The sequence below is a fragment of the Pseudogulbenkiania sp. AW2-16 genome, assembly GCF_056824575.1.
Genome location: NZ_CP157668.1, coordinates 1,703,408 through 1,725,107, shown reverse-complemented (window position 1 = coordinate 1,725,107; position 21,700 = coordinate 1,703,408). Strand labels below are relative to the sequence as shown.

Below are 21,700 nucleotides of genomic sequence, written 5' to 3'. Positions count from 1 at the left end.
GACGACGCCGCACCGGCCATCAAGCGGCCTTTCAGCCGCGTTCGTCCATCGCCTTGATGAACTTGTCGAACAGGTACGCCACGTCGTTCGGACCGGGGCTCGCTTCCGGGTGGCCCTGGAAGCTGAAGGCCGGGCGGTCGGTCAGGGCGATGCCCTGCACCGTGCCGTCGAACAGCGAGCGATGGGTAACGCGCACGTTGGCGGGCAGGCTGTTCTCGTCGACCTGGAAGCCGTGGTTCTGGCTGGTGATCATGACGCGGCCGGTATCCAGATCCTGCACCGGATGGTTGGCGCCGTGATGGCCGAACTTCATCTTGGAGGTCTTGCCGCCGACCGCCAGGCCGAGCAGTTGGTGCCCCAGGCAGATGCCGAACACCGGCAGCTTGGTGTCGAGGATTTCCTTGATCGCGTCGATGGCGTAGCCGCACGGTTCCGGATCCCCCGGGCCGTTGGACAGGAACACGCCGTCCGGCTTGAGCGCCAGCACATCCTTGGCCGGGGTCTGCGCCGGCACCACGGTCAGCTTGCAGCCGCGTTCGGCGAGCATGCGCAGGATGTTGTGCTTGACGCCGAAGTCGTACGCCACCACGTGGTATTTCGGTTCGGCCTGCGCGCCATAGCCTTCGCCCAGACGCCACTCGCGGGTATCCCACTGGTAGATCGAATCGCAGCTGACCACCTTGGCCAGATCCTGCCCGGCCATGGTGCCGAAGCCGCGCGCCAGTTCCAGTGCGCGCGCTTCGTCGATCTCGCCCGCCATGATGCAGCCCGGCTGGGCGCCCTTTTCGCGCAGGATGCGGGTCAGCTTGCGGGTGTCGATGTCGGCGATCGCCACCACGTTGTTGGCCTTGAGATAGCCCGACAGCGACGCCTCGGCGCGGAAGTTGCTGTGCAGCAGGGGCAGATCGCGCACGATCAGGCCGGCGGCGAACACGGCGCGCGACTCGGTGTCTTCCGCGTTGGCACCGACGTTGCCGATATGCGGATAGGTCAGGGTGACAATCTGCTTGGTGTAAGAAGGGTCCGTCAAGATTTCCTGGTAGCCGGTGATGGCGGTATTGAATACCACTTCGCCGACCGTATGGCCGGCGGCACCGATGGCACTGCCCTTGAAGAGGGTTCCGTCAGCCAAGACAAGAATCGCGGGTACGGATGACACTGACTGGCTCCTGTTCCGTTTGCTCTGTTTTCGAAGCTTTTATGTGAAGAACGGGACACCGCGTCGTAACGCTTGTCCCGTTTTGTTAAACCTTAACAGTATAATTTTTTTAGCTATTTCTGGCAAGGCGACATCGCCCCTCCGCAATGCAGCACCGAGCAAGCGCTTGTCTTCCTGCCGCTACAGGTGTTGCCGACGGGGCTCAGAACTGGCCGTCGTCGAGTTCCAGCACGCTGTCGGCCCCGTGTAGGATCGCTGCCGCCAGGCCACTCACCTGGGGCAGCAGGTGCTCGCCGAAAAAGCGTGCGGTCACCTGCTTGGCGTGCAGGAAGTCGACGTCGGCATCCTCCTCGCCCATGCGCTCGCGGGCGATCAGGGCGGCACGCCCGAGCTGCCAGCCGCCCAGCAGGACACCCATCAGCTTGAGGAAAGGCACCGAACCCGCGGCGGCACGCTGCGGTGCGCCTGCGAACGACTCCAGGATGAACGCCACGCAGCGCTCGGCGTCGGCCGCTGCGCTCTTCAGGTTGGCCGAAAGGCTGGCAAAACCGGCTGTCGCCAGCTTGTCGGCCGTGGCCTGCACCTCGGCCAGCAGCGCACGCGCGGTGGCCCCCTCTTCCGCCGCGGTCTTGCGGCCGATCAGGTCGAGCGCCTGGATGCCGGTGGTTCCCTCGTAGATGGCGGTGATGCGAGCGTCGCGATAGTACTGCGCCACGCCGGTTTCCTCGATATAGCCCATGCCGCCGTGCACCTGCAGCGCCAGCGAGGTGATTTCGTTGGCCTGCTCGGTATTCCAGCCCTTGACGATGGGGATCAGGAAGTTGACCAGCGCCTGGTTGCGCGCCTTTTCCTGCGGATGGGGATGACGCGCCGCGCGGTCCAGCGCGGCGGCGGCGACGCAGGCCAAGGCACGCTGCGCCTCGATCTGCGCCTTCATCGTCATCAGCATACGACGCACGTCCGGATGCTTGATGATCGCCACCCCGGCCGCGTCGGCAGAACCGACGGCACGGCTCTGCACGCGCTCGCGGGCGTAAGCCACGGCCTGCTGGTAGGCGCGCTCGGACACCGCCATGCCCTCGACGCCGACGCCGAGGCGGGCGTGGTTCATCATGGTGAACATGTAGCCCAGGCCCTTGTTGGCCTCACCCACCAGGTAGCCGACGGCGCCGCCCTGATCGCCGAAACTCATCACGCAGGTGGGCGAGCCATGGATACCGAGCTTGTGTTCCAGCGACACGCAGCGCAGGTCGTTGCGCACACCGGGCGTGCCGTCGGCGCCCGGCAGGAACTTGGGCACGACGAACAGCGAGATGCCCTTCACCCCGGCGGGGGCATCGGGCAGGCGCGCCAAGACCAGGTGCACGATGTTCTCGGCCAGATCGTGCTCACCCCAGGTGATAAAGATCTTCTGGCCGCTGATGCGGTAGCTGCCGTCGTCTTGCGGCACGGCGCGGGTGCGCACCTGCGCCAGGTCGGAGCCGGCCTGCGGCTCGGTCAGGTTCATGGTGCCGGTCCACTCGCCGCTCGCCATCTTCGGCAGGTAGAGCGCCTTGAGCTCGCCCGAAGCGTGGTGGTTGAGCGCCTCGATCGCCCCCAGCGTCAACAGCGGCGCCAGCGAGAAGGCTAGGTTGGCCGAACACCACATTTCCTCGGCGGCGATCGCCACCAGCGCCGGCAGGCCTTGCCCGCCGAATTCGTAAGGCGCGCGCAGACCGACCCAGCCGGCATCGACGTATTGCTGCCAAGCGTTCTTGAAGCCCGGCGCGGCGGTGACGGCGTCGCCGTCCAGGCGCGCCCCCTGGTCACCCTGCTTGTTGATCGGCGCCAGCACTTCTTCGGCGAAGCGGGCCCCTTCGTCCAGAATGGCGTCGACCAGTTCCACGCTGGCGTCTTCATAGCCCGGCAGGGAGCAGACCGCCGGCAGTTCCGCCAGCTCGTTGAGGGCGAAACGGATATCTTTCAGGGGAGCTTGGTAAGTCATGTCAGCACCTCGGTTCTCGTGTTTTCTCGTGATGTAAAAAAAGGCCGGTCTGACGCCGGCCTTGATGAGCACTGCTCGCGATTCCGCCCTTACTTGGACAGTTCGGCCATCAGTTCGGGCACGACGGTGAACAGGTCACCGACGATGCCGTAGTCCGCCACCTGGAAGATCGGCGCTTCTTCGTCCTTGTTGATCGCCACGATCACCTTGGAGTCCTTCATGCCGGCCAGGTGCTGGATCGCGCCGGAAATACCGACGGCGACGTACAGCTGCGGCGCCACCACCTTGCCGGTCTGGCCGACCTGGTAGTCGTTCGGCGCATAGCCGGCGTCCACGGCGGCACGCGAGGCGCCCACGGCGGCACCCAGCTTGTCGGCCAGCGGCTCGATGATGGCCTTGAACTGTTCTTCCGAACCCAGCGCACGACCGCCGGAGACGATCACCTTGGCGGCGCCCAGTTCCGGACGGTCCGACTTGGTCAGCTCCTGGCTGATGAAGCTCGACAGCAGGGCCTCGGCCGGGCCGCCAACGCTTTCAACACTGGCCGAACCGCCCAGCGCCGCCGCCTCGAAGGCGGTGGTGCGCACGGTGATGACCTTGATGGAATCGACGGACTGCACCGTAGCCAGCACGTTGCCGGCGTAGACCGGACGCACGAAGGTGTCGGCCGACTCGACGGCGACGATGTCGGAGATCTGCGCCACGTCGAGCAGCGCAGCGACGCGCGGCAGGAAGTTCTTGCCCGAGGTGCCGGCCGGCGACAGCACGTGGCTGTAGTTCTTGGCCAGATCGACCACCAGCGCGGCCAGGTTCTCGGCCGGGCCGTGGGCGTATTGGGCAGCGTCGGCCACCAGCACCTTGGCCACACCGGCCACGGCCTTGGCCGCGTCGGCGACCGCGCCGCAGTTGTGGCCGGCCACCAGCAGGTGCACCTCGCCGCCGATCTTGCCGGCGGCGGTAACGGTATTGAGGGTGCCTGCCTTCAGGCTCTGGTTGTCGTGTTCAGCGATAACGAGAATGGCCATGATCACAGCACCTTTGCTTCATTCTTGAGTTTGGCGACCAGTTCGGCGGCGTTGGCCACCTTGATGCCGGCGGAACGCTTGGCCGGCTCGGCCACCTTGAGGGTCTTCAGACGCGGGGTCACGTCGACGCCCAGTGCCTCCACCGTCAACTTGTCGAGCGGCTTCTTCTTGGCGGCCATGATGTTCGGCAGCTTGACGTAGCGCGGCTCGTTCAGGCGCAGGTCGGTGGTCACCACCGCCGGCAGGCGCAGCTTGACGGTTTCCAGGCCGCCGTCCACCTCGCGGGTGACGTCGACGGTTTCCGCCGCCAGGTCGACCTTGGAGGCGAAGGTGCCCTGGCCCCAGCCCAAGAGCGCGGCGACCATCTGGCCGGTCTGGTTGGCGTCGTCGTCGATGGCCTGCTTGCCGAGGATCATCAGCTGCGGCTGTTCCTTCTCGGCCACGGCCTTGAGCAGCTTGGCCACGGCCAGCGGCTGCAGCTCGGCGTCGGTCTCGACGTGGATGGCGCGGTCGGCGCCCATCGCCAGCGCGGTGCGCAGGGTCTCTTCGCACTGCTTGACACCCAGCGATACCGCCACCACTTCGCTGACCTTGCCGGCTTCCTTGAGGCGCACCGCCTCTTCCACGGCGATTTCGTCGAACGGGTTCATCGACATCTTGACGTTGGCGATATCCACATCGGAGCCATCGGCCTTGACCCGGACCTTCACGTTGTAATCGACAACGCGTTTCACAGCGACTAGAACTTTCATATTCCTCCAGCAAGTGTCGTCTGTCTGGTATTTGGACGGCATGCCCAAGCATGCGTGACATGCAGTTGCGTCGATTATGCACGCCCGCCAAAATAAAACGAGCGTTTGGTCGAGAAAAGATATGTGGACCGTCTCAAAAACGCAACTGGACTCGAAATACTACCTTGTTTCCGCTCGATTTGCATGCCGTGGAAAGTATGACAAGATGCACTGCAACATCTCCATGACAAACGCAGGAGCGACCGCATGCCCACGATCTATTTTGAGGATATCGAGATCGGCCAGAGTGCCGAATACGCCAAGACCATCACCGAGGCCGACATCCTGATGTTTGCTGCGGTCTCGGGCGACAACAATCCGGTGCACCTCAATCAGGAATATGCCGAGCAGACCCCGTTCGGCACGCGCATCGCCCACGGCATGCTCACCGCTGGGCTGATCTCCACCGTGGTCGGCACCCGGCTGCCGGGTGAAGGCACCATCTACCTGTCGCAATCCACCCGCTTCAAGGCTCCGGTGAAGATCGGCGACACCGTGACCGCGCGCGCCACGGCCACCGAGCTCGACCCGACCAAGAAACGCGTCAAGTTCCTGACCCAATGCCTGGTCGGCGGCAAGGTCGTGCTGGAGGGCGAATCGCTGGTGATCGCGCCGTCGCGACCGGCGCTGTAAACGGCGGCACCCTCTCCATCCGAAACAAAGGGCCCATCTCATGGGCCCTTTTGCCTGGCTTCGGCCAACCCTCGCGGTTCAGCCCAGCTTCACCATCTCCAGGTCGCGGATGCTGCGCCCGAGAAAGCGCTCGCCGATGGTCTGGAACTTGAGCGGGATGTCGGTAACGTAATAGCGGTACTCGGGGGCGCCGCGCTGCGGGTTGAGCAGGTTGAGCCCCGCCAACACCTCGGCCGTGGCTTCCGCCGTGGTCAGCGCCGAATCGACCAGTTCGACGCGGCCGCCCGTCACCTCGGTCAGTAGCGGCTTGATCAACGGGTAATGGGTGCAGCCCAGCACCAGTGTATCGACATGCTCCTCCAGCACCGTCTTGAGATACTCCTCGGCGGTGAGGCGGGTCACCGGGTGGTCGACCCAGCCCTCTTCGACCAGCGGGACGAACAGCGGGCAGGCTTGCGAATACACCCGGGCATCCGGCATCAGGCGATGGATCTCGCGGGCATAGGCGTTGCTGTTGATGGTGGTCGAGGTGGCAATCACGCCGATTTCGTGGTTTTTGCTGACCTTGACTGCCGCCTGGGCGCCGGCCTCGATCACGCCGATCACCGGAATGTCGCCCGCCAGCTCCCGCACCTGCTCCAGCGCCACCGCCGAAATGGTGTTGCACGCCACCACCAGCGCCTTGACCTCGTGCTGCAGCAAAAACTCGACAATCTGCCGGGAAAAGGCCCGGATGGTCGCCACCGACTTCACGCCGTAGGGCACCCGCGCCGTGTCGCCGAAATAGATGATGTCCTCGAACGGCAGGCGGTCCATCAGCGCCCGCACCACGGTCAGCCCTCCCACACCGGAATCGAACACCCCGATGGGACGGCGAGCTTTGGCTGTCATGACGTTTCCTCAAGCAGAGAAGGCGCGCATCTTAGCATGCCGCAACGGTGCCGCCAGCGCCGCGCCCTGCATGCTGCGCCAGCGCCCACTGCACGTGCTCGCGCACCAGCTCGGACGGATCATCGGCGCGCGCCGTCAGCGCCGCCAACACCGCCGGAGAGCTCGGGGCGTTGCCGAGCCCGACCGCCAGGTTGCGCGACCAGCGCTCGTAACCGATGCGGTAGATCGGGCTGCCCGCCATGCGCGAAGCGAAATCCGCCGCGCTCCAGCCGAACAGCTCGGCCAGCGTCACGTCGTCGAGCCCGTGCCGCACCGCAAAATCGGCCTCTTCGGTCGGCACGGCGAAACGATTCCATGGACACGCCAACTGGCAATCGTCGCAGCCGTACACGCGGTTGCCGATCAGTGGCCGCAACGCTGGCGGAATCGCCTCGGCCAATTCGATGGTGAGGTAGGAGATGCAACGGCGCGCATCGACCTTGTACGGCTCGACGATGGCCCGGGTCGGGCACACGTCGAGGCAGCGCGTGCAGCGGCCACAATGCCCCTCTTCCGCGGCGTCGGGCGGCAGTGGCAGATCGGTGAACAGTTCGCCGAGAAAGAACAGCGAACCGTGCCGGCGGTTGAGCAGCAGCGTGTGCTTGCCGCGCCAGCCGAGTCCTGCCTGCGCCGCCAGCGCCACCTCCGCCACCGGCGCACTGTCGGTGAACACGCGGTGGCCGAACTCGCCCACCTCGGCCTGAATTCTTTCGGCCAACCTTTGCAAGCGATTGCGCAACACCTTGTGATAATCCCGCCCCAGCGCGTAACGCGACAGGTAGGCGCGTTCGCCATCGGCCAGCACCTCGTCGGCCCCACGTGAGGCACCCGGCCAGTAGTGCATGCGCAGCGACACCACCGACAAGGTGCCGGGCACCAGCTCCGCAGGTCGCAGCCGCAACACGCCATGGCGCGCCATGTATTCCATCTCGCCGTGACAGCCCTCGGCCAGCCACGCCAGCAGCGTGTGCTCGGCCTCGGGCGGCAGCTGTGGCCGGGTAATACGCGCATCGACAAAGCCCAATTCGCGCGCCCATGCTTTGATTTGGCGCGCCAATTCGGGATAATTCGGTTTTTGTAAGGACTTCTCGGTCATGGAGATGGATGATACCAGTGTTCGCCAGGGCAGCCTGCCGGATGAAGACGCCACGCTGGCGCTAGGCGCAGCCTTGGCACACGCCATCGCCCCGGGCACTGTCATCTACCTGTGGGGCGACCTGGGGGCGGGCAAGACCACCCTGAGCCGCGGCCTGCTGACAGCGCTCGGCCACCATGGCCGGGTCAAGAGCCCCACCTACACGCTGGTGGAAAGCTATCCGCTCGCCTCTCTCACGGTACACCATTTCGACCTATACCGCTTCGCCGACCCTGAGGAATGGGAAGACGCCGGCTTTCGCGACTATTTCGGCCCCGACACGCTATGCTTGGTAGAGTGGCCTGACAAGGCCGAGGGCCTGCTGCCCCGCGCCGACCTGGTCGTGGAACTGGCCGTCGCCGGCAGCGGTCGGAGCTACCGAATCACCGCCCAAACCGACATTGGACAGTCATGCCTCACCCGACTTTCGACCCCACCCGCCGCACCTTGATCACGGCGGCGGCCGCGACCTTCCTGCTGACGGTCAGCCGCGTTGGCCTGGCCGCCTCGAGCCAACTCGTCGCCCTGCGCGTCTGGCCGTCGTCCACCTACACCCGCATCACGCTGGAAGCTAGCGAGGCGCTCAAGTACAAGTATTTCAACATCGCCAATCCCGAGCGCCTGGTAATCGATATCGAGGGCGTGCAGCTCAACGCCGTGCTCAAGGACATCGGCAGCCAGATCAGCGCCGCTGATCCCTTCATCCAGACCGCGCGCGCCGGCCAGTTCACCCCGGACACGGTACGTATCGTGCTCGACCTGAAGTCCGACATCAAACCGCAAGTGTTTACGTTGGCCCCGGTAGCGGAATACCAGCACCGGCTGGTGATCGACCTCTACCCGACGGCGCAGCAGGACGACCCGCTGCTGGCACTGCTCGAAGACTACAACAAGGGCAAGTTGGAGCAGCCGCCACTGAAGTCCAAGAATAAATCCGACAAGAGCCGCCCGATCCTGATCATGCTCGACCCGGGACACGGCGGCGAAGACCCCGGCGCGATCGGCCCTTCCGGCACGCGGGAAAAGGACGTGGTGCTGAAGATCGCCAAGCAGCTCAAGCGCATGATCGACGCCGAGCGCAACATGAAAGCCTACATGACGCGCGACGAGGACGTGTTCATTCCGCTTGGCGTGCGCGTGGCCAAGGCGCGCAAGCTGAATGCCGACCTGTTCATCTCGATCCACGCCGATGCCTTCCTCAATCCAAGCGCGCGCGGTTCGTCGGTGTTCGCGCTGTCGGAGCAAGGCGCCACCAGTACCGCCGCTCGCTACCTGGCCAAGACCCAGAACGACGCCGACCTGATCGGCGGGGTGAAGATCACCAGCAAGGATCGCTATCTGGCGCATACCCTGTTCGACCTCACCCAGACCGCCACCATCAACGACAGCCTCAAGCTCGGCAAGAGCGTGCTGGGCAAGATGGGCGAACTCAACCGGCTACACAAGGACGAGGTAGAACAGGCCGGCTTCGCCGTGCTGAAGGCACCGGACATCCCGTCCATCCTGGTCGAAACCGCCTTTATCAGCAATCCGGAAGAAGAGCGCAGGCTGATGGATGCCTCCTTCCAGCAGAAAGTGGCGGAAAGCATCTTCGGCGGGGTACGCGGCTACTTCGCCCAGGGGGCCGCACTGGCCAGGACCTGAAGCGCCCCCAGGCCGGCAACAAAAAATGGCCCGCATTTGGCGGGCCATTTTCGTTGCCATCGGGATTCAGCGTGACTCCCCAGGCGCCTCGCTATCCGGATGCTCCTCTTCGGCCGGCACGCGGTAGCTCTCATCCGCCCACTGCCCCAGGTCGATCAACTTGCAGCGCTCGCTGCAAAAGGGCCGATAACGACTTTGCGGCTCCCAGCGCACGGCGGCACCGCAGGTTGGACAGGCGACGATTCGTACCTTCTCGCTCATAACACGGCTCAGAACTTGCAATGGGTCAGGGTGAATTCGACATCGGCCTCGGTCGGCTTGGGCCGGCTCTCGCCGGTGGCCGCATTGATGAAGCGGATATTCAGGGCGTACTTGTTGGCCGACAGTTCCGGCAGGGCGCCTAGCGACTCGTCGAAGCCGATACGGATCAGCTGCACCACCTTGCCGCCGGACATCTGCTGGAACACGCCGCGTCGCGCTACGTACTGGTGCGACTTGCCGCTGTTGCGCAGCAGCTTGAGCAGAATGCGCGAGGCTTCGGCGGTGGGCATCAGCGGCCCCGCCCAGCGCTGCAGATCGAGGCGGCGCTCCTCCGGCGGCTTGAGCTGCCACAGGTAGTATGACGGCAGGTCGAACTGGCAGGTCCCGCCGGGGATGCCGGCACGCTGCTTGATCGCCATCAGCCACTCGTTCTCGCGCAGGTGCTGGCCGAACTTGCCGGTCAGGTCCAGCAGATTCGCCGCCGTGCCCTCGATTTCCTCGATGACACCTTCCAGCATGTCTTCCGAGACGTTGGGATTGTCGCGCAGGGCCTCGAGAATCTGCTTCTGCCGTTCCAGCTCCTGCAGCAGTTCGGCCTTGAGATCGGCTCGGGAGGCCGTTTCCATCAGCTCGAACAGCGTCAGGATGGCGGAATGATGTTCGAACGGATGATCTTGGGAAATGAAGAAGGCCAGGCGTGTGTACAACTGCTCCAAACGCAGCAGCATCCGAGTTTTCTCGGTAACGGGGAATTCAAAACTGATCACGGCACCACGGCCCTTCTAGATGGCTTTTATTGGAGTAGTTGTATCGCGCCGGTCATGGGGCACCGCGGAAGAGGAACGCGGCTTCATCACTGGCTCCGAGCCCTGGCGAGGCTCGACAGATAATAACGATGTTTGGCTTCGACTTGAAGCGCAAGTTCACTCAGCGAGCCGCTATTGTCAATAATATCGTCCGCGAGCCTGCGCTTGTCCCCGCGCGGCATCTGCGTCGCCATGATGGCACGCACCTGCGGCTCGCTCAAACCACTACGTTGCATCACCCGCGCCACCTGCACTTCCTCGTCGCAATCGATCAGCAGGGTGCGGTCGACCACATCCCGATAGGCCTGGCTTTCGAACAGCAAGGGCACCACCAGCACCGCGTACGGACCCTGAGCCCCTGCCAGCGCGGCCAGGCTGTCTTCCAGAATCATCGGGTGCAGGATGGCTTCCAGTTCGCAGCGCGCCGACGGTTGCCGGAACACCAGCTCACGCATGCGCTGGCGATCGAGCGCCCCGTCCGCGCGCTGGAAATCGGGGCCGAACCTTGCCACGAGCGTCGGCATCGCCCGCCCACCGGGGGCTGTCAACGCATGCGACAGCTCGTCGGTATCGACCACCGCCACACCCTGCGCGGCAAAACAACGGGCCGCAGCCGTTTTCCCCGAGCCGATGCCACCGGTGAGTCCAACGACCTTAACGCCCGCCAAGATACCACCCGACGATCTGCTCGCCCCAGAGCAGGGCAATCCAGCCAGCCAGCGCCAGATAGGGGCCGAACGGCAGATGCTGGCCCCGTCCCAGTCGCGCCATCAGGATCATGGCAATACCGAACACGGCCCCGACCAGCGACGACAGCAGGATCACCAAAGGCAGCATCTTCCAGCCCAGCCAGGCCCCCAGTGCCGCCAGCAGCTTGAAGTCGCCGTACCCCATGCCCTCCTTGCCCGTCGCCAGCTTGAACAACCAGAAAATCACCCACAGCGAGACGTAACCGAGCATGGCACCGATCACTGCCTCGTCCAGCGGCACCCGCCCGCCCAGCAGGCTGAACAGCAATCCTCCCCACAGCAAGGGCAAGGTCAACGAATCGGGCAGCAGCTGGGTGTCGGCATCGATGAACGCCAGTGCAATCAGCGTCGCGGTCAGGGCAGCGTATCCCAGCAAATCGAGTGTCCAGCCGAAGCGGTAAGCCAACGCCGCGAACATCACGCCACACATCAGCTCGACCAGCGGGTAACGCCGCGCGATCGTGGCCTTGCAGCTGTGGCAACGGCCGCGCAGCAGCAGGAAACTCAGCACCGGGATGTTGTGCCAGGCACGCACCGGCGCCTGGCAGGCAGGGCAATGCGATGCCGGTGTCAGCAGGTTGAAACGCGGCATCTCCTGCGCGGGCTGCCCGCTCAACAGTGCGCACTCCAGCTGCCACTCCTGCTCCAGCATTTTGGGCAGCCGATGAATCACCACGTTCAGGAAACTCCCCACCAGCAAGCCCAGCAGCGCCACCACCCCGATCATCAGCGGAAGGTTGGCCGAAAGAACTGCATCCATCTCCGTCATCATCAGCCGACCACCTGCCCCATCTTGAAGATCGGCATGTACATGGCGACCACCAGGCCGCCGATCAGCACCCCGAGGACGATCATGATGACCGGTTCCAACAGACTGGACATCGCCGCCACCGCGTTATCGACCTCTTCCTCGTAGAAGTCGGCCACCTTGTCGAGCATGTGGTCAAGCGAGCCCGACTCCTCTCCGATCGCCGTCATCTGCATCACCATATTGGGGAACAGATTGGTACGTTGCATGGCGAAACTCAGGCTGGAACCAGTGCTCACTTCTGCCTGGATGCGCTTGGTGGCCTCGGCATAAACCTGGTTGCCGGAAGCCCCGCCGACTGAATCCAGGGCCTCCACCAGCGGCACCCCGGCGGTAAACATGGTAGCCAGGGTGCGCGACCAGCGCGCGATGGTCGCCTTCTGCACCACCTCGCCCAGCACCGGCAGCTTGAGCAGCAAGCGATCGACCTGTTCCTGGAACTTGGGGGAGCGTTTGAAGAAGAACATGGTGCCAAAAATGGCGCCGAAGATGATGCCGAAGACCAACCACCAGAACTTCACAAAGGCGTCCGATAGCCAGATCACGAGCAGCGTCGGCGCCGGCAGATCGGCCCCGAAACTGGAAAACAGGTCCTTGAACGCCGGAATCACGTACAGCATGATGATGGTGGTGATGATGAAAGCAGTGGCGAGGATGGCGGAAGGATAGATCATCGCCGACTTGATCTTGCCCTTGATCGCCATGATCTTTTCGCGGTAGGTTGCCAGCTTGTCCAGCAGCGAATCCAGCACGCCACCGGTTTCACCGGCTGCGATCAGGTTGCAGAACAGCTTGTCAAAATAGAGAGGGCGCTTGCGGAAGGCTTCGGCCAGCGACATGCCGGTCTCCACGTCGGCCCGGACTTCCAGCAGCATCTTGGTCACGGCAGGATTGCTATGCCCCTTGGCCGAGATATCGAAGGACTGCAGCAGTGGAACACCGGCCTTCATCATGGTGGCCAGCTGCCGGGTAAATAGGGTAATGTCGCGTTCGCTGATACTCCGGCCAAAACCAGCCTTGCGCCTCTTCAGTTTCTGGACCGTGATGCCCTGCCGCCGCAACTGGGTCTTGGCAACGATTTCGGACTCTGCACGCATCTCGCCCCGCACCACCTTGCCGGTACGGTCCTTGCCTTCCCACTCCCAGATGTGGGCTGCCGTCGTCGGCAGTTTCTTTGCCAGAGTAGCCATGGCCTCTTGTTTCCCTGCGCTGGTTATTCGTTGGTGGCGGCTTCGATTTCCGCCAGCGAGGTGATGCCCTGCTTCACCTTGAGCAAGCCGGCACGACGCAGATCGACCATCCCCTCCTGCCGAGCCAGATCAGCGATGTCCACCGCTGTGCCGTTTTTCATGATAAGACGAGTCATGGCATCGGTGATGGGCATGACCTCATAAATCCCCACCCGCCCGCGGTAGCCCGAATCGCGGCATTCACGGCACCCGACGGGTCCGTAAGGCTGCCAACTGCCGTCCAGCTCCACCTCACGGTAGCCCGCCCGTAGCAGCGCCTCTTTCGGAATATCCATCGGCTTCTTGCAATTGTTGCACAAGCGTCTGGCCAGGCGCTGCGCCATGATCAGCAGCACGGAACTGGCGACGTTGAACGGCGCTACCCCCATGTTCAGCAAACGTGTCAGCGTGGCGGGAGCATTATTGGTATGCAGCGTGGAAAAGACCATATGGCCGGTCTGCGCCGCCTTGATGGCGATGTCGGCGGTTTCAAAGTCGCGGATTTCCCCCACCATGATCACGTCCGGATCCTGGCGCAAAAAGGCCTTCAGCGCCGACGAAAAGGTCAGCCCGGCACGCTCGTTGACGTTCACTTGGTTGATCCCCGGCAGGTTGATTTCGACCGGATCTTCTGCCGTGGAAATATTGGTGTCAGGCTTGTTCAAGATGTTCAGGCAGGTATAGAGCGACACCGTCTTCCCGCTGCCGGTCGGGCCGGTCACCAGCACCATGCCATAGGGACGGCTGATGGCCTCGAGCAGCATCGCCTTCTGCTCCGGCTCAAAACCCAGCTGCTCGATATTCAGCGTGGCCGCCGATTGGTCGAGAATACGCATCACGATCTTCTCGCCAAACAGCGTCGGCAGGGTGCTGACCCGGAAATCGATGGCACGCGTCTTGGACAACACCAGCTTCAAGCGGCCGTCCTGCGGCACGCGCTTCTCGGAAATGTCCAGCCGCGATATCACCTTGATGCGCGAGGCGATCTTCTCCTTCAGCAAGAGGGGCGGCTGGGCGACTTCCTTGAGCACGCCATCCACCCGGTAGCGGATGCGGTAATACTTTTCATAAGGCTCGAAATGGACGTCCGATGCTCCGCCGTTGATTGCATCCAGCAACACCTTGTGGATGAACTTGACCACGGGCGCATCGTCGACTTCAGTCTGGGCAACGGTTTTTCCGGCTCGGCATCCGGGTCGGCAAACTCGAGGTCGCCAAAATCCTCGTCCACCAGAGCCTTGATCGCTTCGGCCCCACCCGCCTGGTAGCTGCCGATCAGCTTGCCGAGCTTGTCGTCCTCCACCACCACGACTTCGACCGACAGGCTAGTCTTGAACGTAATGGCGTGGAAGGCCGAGGTCTGGGTGGGGTCGGAGGTGCCGATGAACAGCCGGCTGCCCCGCTTGTACAAGGGCAACAGGCGGCGCGAGCTGATCAGGTCCTCGTCCACCAGCCCCTGCGGCAGTTGCTCCGGCTCGATGGCGGCAAGATCCAGCAAGGGAAAGCCGAACACCTGTGAAGCGAACGTCGCCACTTCCAGCGAGCTCATTTTCTTGCTGAGAATAAGCTGCTCGACGAAGCTGATCGACGAACTCTGCGCCTGGCGCTGAATAGCCTCGGCATCCTGCAACAGCAGGCTGTTGTGTTGCACCAGGGCACGGCCGAGGCCGGAAACGCCTGCGGAAACTTCCATAACGTCCCTCGTTAGAACGGAGCGATCATCCAGCCAGCCATCAGTGCCGAATAGCGGCAGGCCATGACAGCGGCACACACCGGACTTTAGCGTAAATCTTGGTTACCCGCATGCACTCTACTGCACAAGGGTGGCCATGCTGCAAGTACTTGGCCAAGACCGGTCAGCACTACCCCAGCCCGGCACACTGTAGTGAATAAAAAAAGGACTGCCAAGGCAGTCCTTTTTACCAATCAGACGAAGTCTCTGATTAGAACTTGTGCTTCACGCCGACAGCCACAGTACGTTCGGTTTCCAGATCGTCGTTGCTGTGGTGAGCGTAACCCAGGGAAGCGTAGGTGGTGGTGCGCTTGGACAGGGCGTAATCGACACCAAGAACGTACTGATTCACGCGCTCATCCAATTTCTCGCCATCGACCTTCAGGTTCCACAGGCGACCGTAGCTGAATTTCGGGGTCAGGGCGCCGATGGTGTAGCCCACGGTCACGCCGGCTTCGCGGTACTTCAGCTCTTCGTTACCGGTAGTAACCACGGAGCTCACATCAAGGCCCATCAGGCTAGGAGTAGTACCCGGCTCGATAACACCAGCATACATCTTACCTTGGCCATAGTAGCCGGCCAGGAACAGGTTGTTGGCGTTGTAGCCGCCTTCCAGGCGCCAGTAGTTGCCGTTCTTGTCGCCGGCGGCATTCTGGTCTTGGAGACCAACGTAGCCGAAGTCCGCGAAGTAGCCGGCGTTCTGGTAGCCCAGGCCCAGGTTCCAGGTGGCCTTGTTGGTGCGATTGCCGTTAACGTAAGCGCGGGACTCATCCACACCGTACAGGGCGGAAGCGCGGAAGCCAGCGAATTCCGGGCTGTCGTAACGGATAGCGTTCTTGACACGGCCGTCCAGGATGTTGATCGAGCTGTAGTACAGACCGTTCACGCCCTTGCCATAGATCCAGTTATCCGGATTGCCCATGTCGGAGTTGTTGTAGGTGCTCAGCTTACCGATGCGCACCTTACCGAAGTCACCCTGCAGGCCGACGAAGGAATCGCGGGTGGCGAAGGTGTTGTCGTAGCCGTTGCCGGAAGCGGAACCGGTGGTGCCGTCGATGTTCAGGCCTTGCTCAACCTGCCAGATGGCTTTCAGTCCGTTACCCAGATCTTCCGAGCCCTTGAAGCCGATCAGGGAGCCGGTGTCGTCGATGCGGGTACCGGACTTCAGCTTGCCGCCATCTTTGGCGAAATCGTAGCTGTAGGTCTTACCGTTTTCGATACCGGCTTCGATGGTACCGTACAGGGTCACGTCGGCCATGGCGGCTGCCGGCAGGGCGGCCAGAGCAACAGCGATCAGCTTTTTGTTCATCGCGTTCTTCCTTTTAAGTCAGTTGGGTTTGTCCGGCTGCTAGCCAGGCTAAACAAGGCCAGCCCGAACATTTCTGCACCACCGATAATTTCCGGCGATTTCTGTCGAGACTATAAATCTGGCGTTGCGAAAATACAAAACCGCGTGGTCGGCACGCTGGACAGGCTTCAACCAAGTTGCAACACGATTCGATAAATCATTGTTTTATATGGAAATACAAACAAACAAGAGATGTTGCCAATTTGAGACACAACAACCCGATATGACAAAAACTGTTGCAAAAAAGTCACTCCATGCATTCCCGAGCGGGTTGCCGCTCCATGCCTCATGGCCTAAAACACCGCAAAATAACGCCACTCCCTGACTCGAACCCGACCATGACCACGACTGCCCTCTGCTGGTTCCGCCGCGACCTGCGACTTGACGATCACGCGGCACTGCATGCCGCCTTGCGCCATAGCGAACGCGTCGTCTGCGTGTTCGTGTTCGACCGGGATATCCTGGATCACCTCCCCGCGCAGGACCGCCGCGTCGACTTCATCTGGCACTCTCTGGTGGAACTGAAGGAGCATTTGCGTGCCCTCGGCAGCGACCTGGTCGTCGTATCCGGCCGGCCAGTGGACTGCATCCCGGCTTTGGCGCAGGAACACGGAGCCGGCACGGTCTGGGCCAGTCGCGACTATGAGCCGGCCGCCTGCTGGCGTGATGCGGCGGTTGCCGAGCAGCTATCTCGACACGGCACGCGGCTGGAAACGGTCAAGGACCAGGTGATCTTCGAGCAGGACGAAGTGCTGACCGTAACCGGTAAGCCCTATACCGTATTCACCCCCTACCGCAATGCCTGGCTGAAAAAGCTCACCCCCTTTTTTCTGCAGGCCTACCCCAGCACGCGTTACCTCGACAGGTTGGCAAGGTTGGCCGAAACCCCGCTCCCCAGCCTGGCCGAGCTGGGCTTTACCGATACCGGGCTCGGTCGGCTGGGCATTCGCGCCGGCATGGCGGGCGCCGCAGCCGTGTTCGCCGATTTCGGCCAACGTATCGAACACTACCAACAATGGCGCGACTTCCCTGCCGCCAAGGGAGTGTCGTACCTGTCGGTTCACCTGCGCTTTGGCACCATCTCGATTCGTCAATTGGCACAGTTTGCCTGGCAGCAAGGCAGCGCCGGGGCGACGACCTGGTTGAACGAGCTGATCTGGCGTGAGTTCTATCAGCAATTGCTGTGGCACTACCCGCACGTCGCGGAGGAAAGTTTCAAACCGGAGTACCGGCAGCTCGATTTCCCCAACGACGACAGCCTGTTCGCCGCCTGGTGCGCCGGACGCACCGGCTACCCGTTGGTCGATGCCGCCATGCGGCAGCTCGCGTACAGCGGCTACATGCACAACCGGCTGCGCATGGTGACGGCGAGCTTCCTGGTCAAGGATTTGCTGGTGGACTGGCGTTGGGGGGAACGCTATTTCGCCGAGAAGCTGATCGACTACGATCTGGCCGCCAACAATGGCGGTTGGCAGTGGGCCGCATCGACCGGTTGCGATGCCCAGCCCTGGTTCCGCATTTTCAATCCGGTAACGCAGTCGCAGAAATTCGACCCTGAAGGCAAGTTCATCCGCCGTTATGTGCCGGAACTGGCCGCACTCGATAACAAGGCTATTCACGCTCCGTGGCAGGCCAAGGTGTTGCCCGGCGGATTTCTATTGGGACGCGATTATCCTCGGCCCATCGTCGATCATGCCGAGCAGCGGACACGGGCCCTGGCGCTGTTCGGGCAGCGCCAAAAAGCATAAACGCCCCAAGCGGGGCGTTTATGCGTGACGTCAGCGAACGGTTACGGCTTGGCCGGAGCGACCGGCTTGGCCACGGGTTTGGCCGGCACGACGGGGCTGCTGCCGGCTTTGGCCGGAGCCGCCGGTTTTGCCGTCGGCGCGGCACTCTTGCCCGACACGGCGATGTCCTTGCGCAGTTTTTCCAGCGTCTTGTCGCCGATGCCTGGCACGTTCTTCAGTTCGTCGACGGTCTTGAACGGTCCTTGTTTGGTCCGATAATCCATGATCGCCTTGGCCTTGGCCGGGCCGATACCGTTGAGCGATTCGAGTTCCTGCTGCGTTGCAGTATTAAGGTTGATGGCCGCCATGGCGGAGGAACAGAACGCCAGCACGCTGGCGAGGATCAGCAGCAATTTTTTCATATCGACTCCTTACTAGAGTGAACAAATGCGAAGCCCGCCCCACCAATATGACAAATAATTAACCGCGATGCAAAACCAGTTCGAGCACCACCTTGCTGCCGACGTAGGCGAACATCAGCGCCACAAAGCCAATCAGCGTCCAGCGCACTGCCAACTTGCCGCGCCAGCCATACAGCTTGCGCCCCACCAGCAATGCGCCAAACAGGCCCCACGCCATGATCGAAAACACGATCTTGTGCGACCAGGCCGCCGGCTTGCCAAACACCTCCTCGGAGAACACCACGCCGCTGAACAGGCTCGCCGTCAGTAGCAAAAACCCCACACCCAGCACCTGGAACATCATGGTTTCCAGCGACAGCAACGGGGGCAGCTGACGCACCAACGTGATCCAGCGTTTGTCATGCAGCGCCTTGTCCAACGCCAACATCAACAACGCCACCAGGGCGCCGATAGCGAGCAGGCTGTAGGCCAGCATCGACACCAGAATGTGCAACAGCAAGGCCGGATTGCTCAGATCGCCCAGCAGATGCTCCCCCGGAAACAGCAGGCTGAAAGCCAGCGTGGCCACCGCCAGCGGCATCATGAACAGCTGCAGCCCTTCCACACGGTAGAAAAAACCGCAGGTCCAGTAGATCAGCAACATTAGCCACACCAGCACCGACAACGCCCGTCCGACCCCGAGCGACAACAACGCCCCCTCGCGCAGCGGCCCCATCACCGCCATGGCGTGCAGCAACAACAGCGCCCCCAGCAGCAGGTGCTCGCGACGCGGATGACGCGGCAGTATCCCGACACCGCGCCAGTGCCCGATGAAATGCCAGGAAAACGCACCGTAGGCCAGAATCAGAAGCAGGGTGATGACGAGCAGAAAACTGGTCATGAGGTAATTGCACTCGTGAACCGGGCGCAAGCCCGGTGGGTCGTGTAAAATAGACAATTTGAAAGTCTACACCAAGCTGCCCATCGTTGGCAGGCAGAAGGACGCCCCATGCTTGATAACCTTACCAACCGCCTGTCCGGCGTCATCAAGAACCTGCGCGGCCAGGCACGCCTGACCGATGCCAACATCCAGGATGCGATGCGCGAAGTGCGTATGGCCTTGCTGGAGGCCGACGTTGCCCTGCCGGTGGTGAAAACCTTCATCAACCATGTCAAGGAGCGGGCACTCGGCCAGGAGGTCATGGGCAGTCTGACCCCCGGGCAGGCGCTGGTCGGCGTGGTCAACGAAGAGCTGACCAAGCTCATGGGCGAAAAGAACGACGCGCTGAACCTGGCCGCCGTCCCGCCCGCCATCGTCCTGATGGCCGGCCTGCAAGGCGCCGGCAAAACCACCACCGTCGGCAAGCTCGCCAAACTGCTGAAGGAAACGCAGAAAAAGAAAGTCCTGGTGGTCTCGGCCGACGTGTACCGTCCGGCGGCGATCGAGCAGCTCAAGACCTTGGCCGGGCAGATCGGCGTGGAGTGGTTCCCCTCCGACGGTACGCAGAAGCCGGTAGAGATCGCCCGTGCCGCGGTCGACCACGCCAAGCGCCACTTCTTCGACGTGCTGATGGTGGATACCGCCGGTCGCCTCGCGATCGACGACGCCATGATGCAGGAGATCAAGGCCCTGCACGCCTCGCTCAACCCGATCGAAACCCTGTTCGTGGTCGACGCCATGCAGGGCCAGGATGCGGTCAACACCGCGCAGGCCTTCAACGAGGCGCTGCCGCTGACCGGCGTGATCCTGACCAAGATGGACGGCGACGCCCGCGGCGGTGCCGCCCTCTCGGTACGCCACGTCACCGGCAAACCGATTAAGTTCATCGGCGTCGGCGAGAAGCTCACCGGCCTCGAACCCTTCCACCCCGAGCGCATGGCCAGCCGTATTCTCGGCATGGGCGACGTGCTCAGCCTGATCGAGGAAGTACAGAAAGGCATCGATCAGGACGAAGCCGCCAAGATGGCCAAGAAGCTCAAGTCGGGCAAGGGTTTCGACCTCGAGGACTTCAAGGCGCAGATGCAGCAGATGAAGAACATGGGCGGCATGGCCAACCTGCTGGAAAAAATGCCCGGCCAGCTCGGCCAGATGGCCAAGGGCGTGCAGGGCGCCGAAGCCGAAAAATCGATGCGCCGCATCGAGGGCATCATCAACTCGATGACGCCGGAAGAGCGCCGCAAGCCGGAGTTGCTCAAGGCAAGCCGCAAGCGTCGCATAGCCGCAGGCTCCGGTGTCACGGTGCAGGAAGTCAACCGCCTGCTGAACCAGTTCGAGCAGACCCAGAAGATGATGAAGCAGTTCTCCTCCAAGGGCGGCCTGATGAAAATGATGCGCGGCATGAAGGGCATGCTGCCCGGTGGCATGTAAACGCCGCAGAACATGGAACCCACCATGCATTACGACGTTGTCGTTCTGACCGAAAGCCGCTACCTCGCCCCCAACGAGGCCGACTGGTACACCCGTCAGGTACACACCGAAGACAATCTGCTGCTGCATGCTCTGGAACGGCAGGGCCTCGCCGTCGCCCGCCACGACTGGGCCGACTCCGCCATGGACTGGACGCAGACGCGTTCCGCCCTGCTGCGCACCACCTGGGACTACTTCGATCGCTACGCCGAATTCAGCGCCTGGCTTTCACGTGCCAGCGCCCAGACCCGGCTGTTCAACGAGGCCGGCCTGATCCGCTGGAACATCGACAAGCACTACCTCGGCACACTGGCAGAAAAAGACATCAACATCGTCCCGACGCTCTACATTGAAAAGGGCGATAGACGTTCCCTGCTCAGCGTTGTCGAGAGCAGCGGCTGGGACGAGCTGATCCTGAAACCGGTGATCTCGGGGGCAGCCCGGCATACCTATCGTTTCCGCCATACCGACACCCCGGCGCTGGAATGCAGCTACGGGGAGCTGATCGAGCAGGAAGCGATGATGCTGCAGCCGTTCCAGCACAATGTACTGGAACAGGGGGAAACCTCCCTGATGATCATCGACGGTCGCTTTACCCACGCCATCCGCAAGACGCCCAAGAGCGGCGATTTCCGGGTACAGGACGACCATGGCGGCCAGGTGCACGACTACACGCCGAGCCAGGAGGAGATCACCTTCGCCGAAGCGGCCGTCGCCGCGGTGCCGTTCGACGTGCTCTACGCCCGCGTCGACCTCATCCGCGATAACGACGGTCAACTGGCCGTGATGGAACTGGAAATGATCGAGCCGGAGCTGTTCTTCCGTTTTCACCCGGAAGCCGCCGACCGGCTGGCTGAAGGCGTGGCGCGCCGTCTGCGCGCCTGACCTTCGGCCAACCTTTTATTTTTGTACTGAAACCGCCGGGCAACCG

At 62.6% G+C, this 21,700-nt stretch carries 20 protein-coding genes and 1 pseudogene; 6 read left to right on the top strand and 15 right to left on the bottom strand.

All coding sequences use genetic code 11. The features are described from left to right. Window positions 1-31 precede the first annotated feature (31 nt). From carA to ABKF58_RS08310, 4 genes are all read right to left on the bottom strand, one after another. A complete protein-coding gene (gene carA, locus ABKF58_RS08325; RefSeq protein ID WP_482584106.1) occupies window positions 32-1,159 on the bottom strand; it encodes a glutamine-hydrolyzing carbamoyl-phosphate synthase small subunit in 1,128 nt (375 codons plus the stop codon). 202 nt (window positions 1,160-1,361) lie between these two features. Further along, complete coding sequence (locus tag ABKF58_RS08320; protein WP_482584105.1) at window positions 1,362-3,143, bottom strand: acyl-CoA dehydrogenase; 1,782 nt, start codon at window positions 3,141-3,143, stop codon at window positions 1,362-1,364. A gap of 89 nt (window positions 3,144-3,232) precedes the next feature. Next, window positions 3,233-4,168, bottom strand: a complete 936-nt coding sequence (locus ABKF58_RS08315; RefSeq protein ID WP_482584104.1) for an electron transfer flavoprotein subunit alpha/FixB family protein — start codon at window positions 4,166-4,168, stop codon at window positions 3,233-3,235. A gap of 2 nt (window positions 4,169-4,170) precedes the next feature. Next, complete coding sequence (locus ABKF58_RS08310; protein WP_008952486.1) at window positions 4,171-4,920, bottom strand: electron transfer flavoprotein subunit beta/FixA family protein; 750 nt, start codon at window positions 4,918-4,920, stop codon at window positions 4,171-4,173. A gap of 246 nt (window positions 4,921-5,166) precedes the next feature. Between ABKF58_RS08310 and ABKF58_RS08305 the strand changes: the two genes are divergently transcribed. After that, complete coding sequence (locus ABKF58_RS08305) at window positions 5,167-5,592, top strand: MaoC family dehydratase (protein WP_482584103.1); 426 nt, start codon at window positions 5,167-5,169, stop codon at window positions 5,590-5,592. Between the two features lie 78 nt (window positions 5,593-5,670). Here the strand turns inward: ABKF58_RS08305 and murI are convergent, their stop codons facing one another. Together murI and queG are read right to left on the bottom strand one after the other, a co-directional pair. Then, complete coding sequence (murI, locus tag ABKF58_RS08300) at window positions 5,671-6,483, bottom strand: glutamate racemase (protein WP_008952484.1); 813 nt, start codon at window positions 6,481-6,483, stop codon at window positions 5,671-5,673. A 31-nt stretch (window positions 6,484-6,514) separates the two neighbouring features. Next, complete coding sequence (queG, locus tag ABKF58_RS08295; protein ID WP_482584102.1) at window positions 6,515-7,618, bottom strand: tRNA epoxyqueuosine(34) reductase QueG; 1,104 nt, start codon at window positions 7,616-7,618, stop codon at window positions 6,515-6,517. Here queG and tsaE point away from each other — a divergent pair. After that, on the top strand, window positions 7,617-8,108 hold the full coding sequence (tsaE, locus tag ABKF58_RS08290) for a tRNA (adenosine(37)-N6)-threonylcarbamoyltransferase complex ATPase subunit type 1 TsaE (protein WP_014088345.1): 492 nt from the start codon (window positions 7,617-7,619) through the stop codon (window positions 8,106-8,108). The two genes, queG and tsaE, sit on opposite strands and share 2 nt — an antisense overlap. Further along, window positions 8,069-9,301 (top strand): N-acetylmuramoyl-L-alanine amidase, encoded by a 1,233-nt coding sequence (locus ABKF58_RS08285; RefSeq protein WP_482584101.1) that lies wholly within the window; start codon window positions 8,069-8,071, stop codon window positions 9,299-9,301. The genes tsaE and ABKF58_RS08285 overlap by 40 nt, the downstream gene beginning before the upstream one ends. Window positions 9,302-9,367: 66 nt before the next feature. Here ABKF58_RS08285 and yacG read toward each other — a convergent pair whose 3' ends face one another. The 7 genes and pseudogenes from yacG to ABKF58_RS08250 all read right to left on the bottom strand — a co-directional run bounded on the left by yacG (window position 9,368) and on the right by ABKF58_RS08250 (window position 16,195). Beyond that, window positions 9,368-9,562, bottom strand: coding sequence for a DNA gyrase inhibitor YacG (gene yacG / locus ABKF58_RS08280; protein ID WP_294866128.1), 195 nt, complete (start codon window positions 9,560-9,562; stop codon window positions 9,368-9,370). An 8-nt stretch (window positions 9,563-9,570) separates the two neighbouring features. After that, a complete protein-coding gene (gene zapD / locus ABKF58_RS08275) occupies window positions 9,571-10,290 on the bottom strand; it encodes a cell division protein ZapD (RefSeq protein WP_008952479.1) in 720 nt (239 codons plus the stop codon). 125 nt (window positions 10,291-10,415) lie between these two features. Further along, entirely contained in the window at window positions 10,416-11,036 is a 621-nt protein-coding gene (coaE, locus tag ABKF58_RS08270) for a dephospho-CoA kinase (protein WP_482584100.1), read from the bottom strand. After that, window positions 11,023-11,889 carry a prepilin peptidase gene (locus tag ABKF58_RS08265; RefSeq protein WP_482584099.1) on the bottom strand — a complete coding sequence of 289 codons (867 nt, stop codon included), beginning with the start codon at window positions 11,887-11,889 and terminating at the stop codon, window positions 11,023-11,025. Before ABKF58_RS08265 ends, coaE begins: the two co-directional genes overlap by 14 nt. After that, window positions 11,889-13,115 carry a type II secretion system F family protein gene (locus ABKF58_RS08260; RefSeq protein ID WP_482584098.1) on the bottom strand — a complete coding sequence of 409 codons (1,227 nt, stop codon included), beginning with the start codon at window positions 13,113-13,115 and terminating at the stop codon, window positions 11,889-11,891. Before ABKF58_RS08260 ends, ABKF58_RS08265 begins: the two co-directional genes overlap by 1 nt. Before the next feature lie 23 nt (window positions 13,116-13,138). Continuing rightward, window positions 13,139-14,847: pseudogene (gene pilB / locus ABKF58_RS08255) on the bottom strand (type IV-A pilus assembly ATPase PilB). Between the two features lie 250 nt (window positions 14,848-15,097). Further along, entirely contained in the window at window positions 15,098-16,195 is a 1,098-nt protein-coding gene (locus tag ABKF58_RS08250) for a porin (protein WP_482584097.1), read from the bottom strand. 377 nt (window positions 16,196-16,572) lie between these two features. Here ABKF58_RS08250 and ABKF58_RS08245 point away from each other — a divergent pair, with 377 nt between their 5' ends. After that, the gene (locus tag ABKF58_RS08245) at window positions 16,573-17,982 is read left to right on the top strand and encodes a cryptochrome/photolyase family protein (protein WP_482584096.1); all 1,410 of its coding nucleotides are present in this window, start codon (window positions 16,573-16,575) and stop codon (window positions 17,980-17,982) included. Between the two features lie 41 nt (window positions 17,983-18,023). Here ABKF58_RS08245 and ABKF58_RS08240 read toward each other — a convergent pair whose 3' ends face one another. Together ABKF58_RS08240 and ABKF58_RS08235 are read right to left on the bottom strand one after the other, a co-directional pair. Next, window positions 18,024-18,383 carry a ComEA family DNA-binding protein gene (locus ABKF58_RS08240; protein ID WP_008952472.1) on the bottom strand — a complete coding sequence of 120 codons (360 nt, stop codon included), beginning with the start codon at window positions 18,381-18,383 and terminating at the stop codon, window positions 18,024-18,026. A gap of 58 nt (window positions 18,384-18,441) precedes the next feature. Continuing rightward, window positions 18,442-19,263, bottom strand: coding sequence for a cytochrome C assembly family protein (locus ABKF58_RS08235; RefSeq protein WP_482584095.1), 822 nt, complete (start codon window positions 19,261-19,263; stop codon window positions 18,442-18,444). A gap of 108 nt (window positions 19,264-19,371) precedes the next feature. Here ABKF58_RS08235 and ffh point away from each other — a divergent pair, with 108 nt between their 5' ends. Both ffh and ABKF58_RS08225 read left to right on the top strand, forming a co-directional pair. Continuing rightward, complete coding sequence (gene ffh, locus ABKF58_RS08230) at window positions 19,372-20,730, top strand: signal recognition particle protein (protein ID WP_014088356.1); 1,359 nt, start codon at window positions 19,372-19,374, stop codon at window positions 20,728-20,730. 24 nt (window positions 20,731-20,754) lie between these two features. Then, window positions 20,755-21,654, top strand: a complete 900-nt coding sequence (locus tag ABKF58_RS08225) for an ATP-grasp domain-containing protein (protein ID WP_482584094.1) — start codon at window positions 20,755-20,757, stop codon at window positions 21,652-21,654. The last annotated feature ends 46 nt before the right edge of the window (window positions 21,655-21,700 follow it).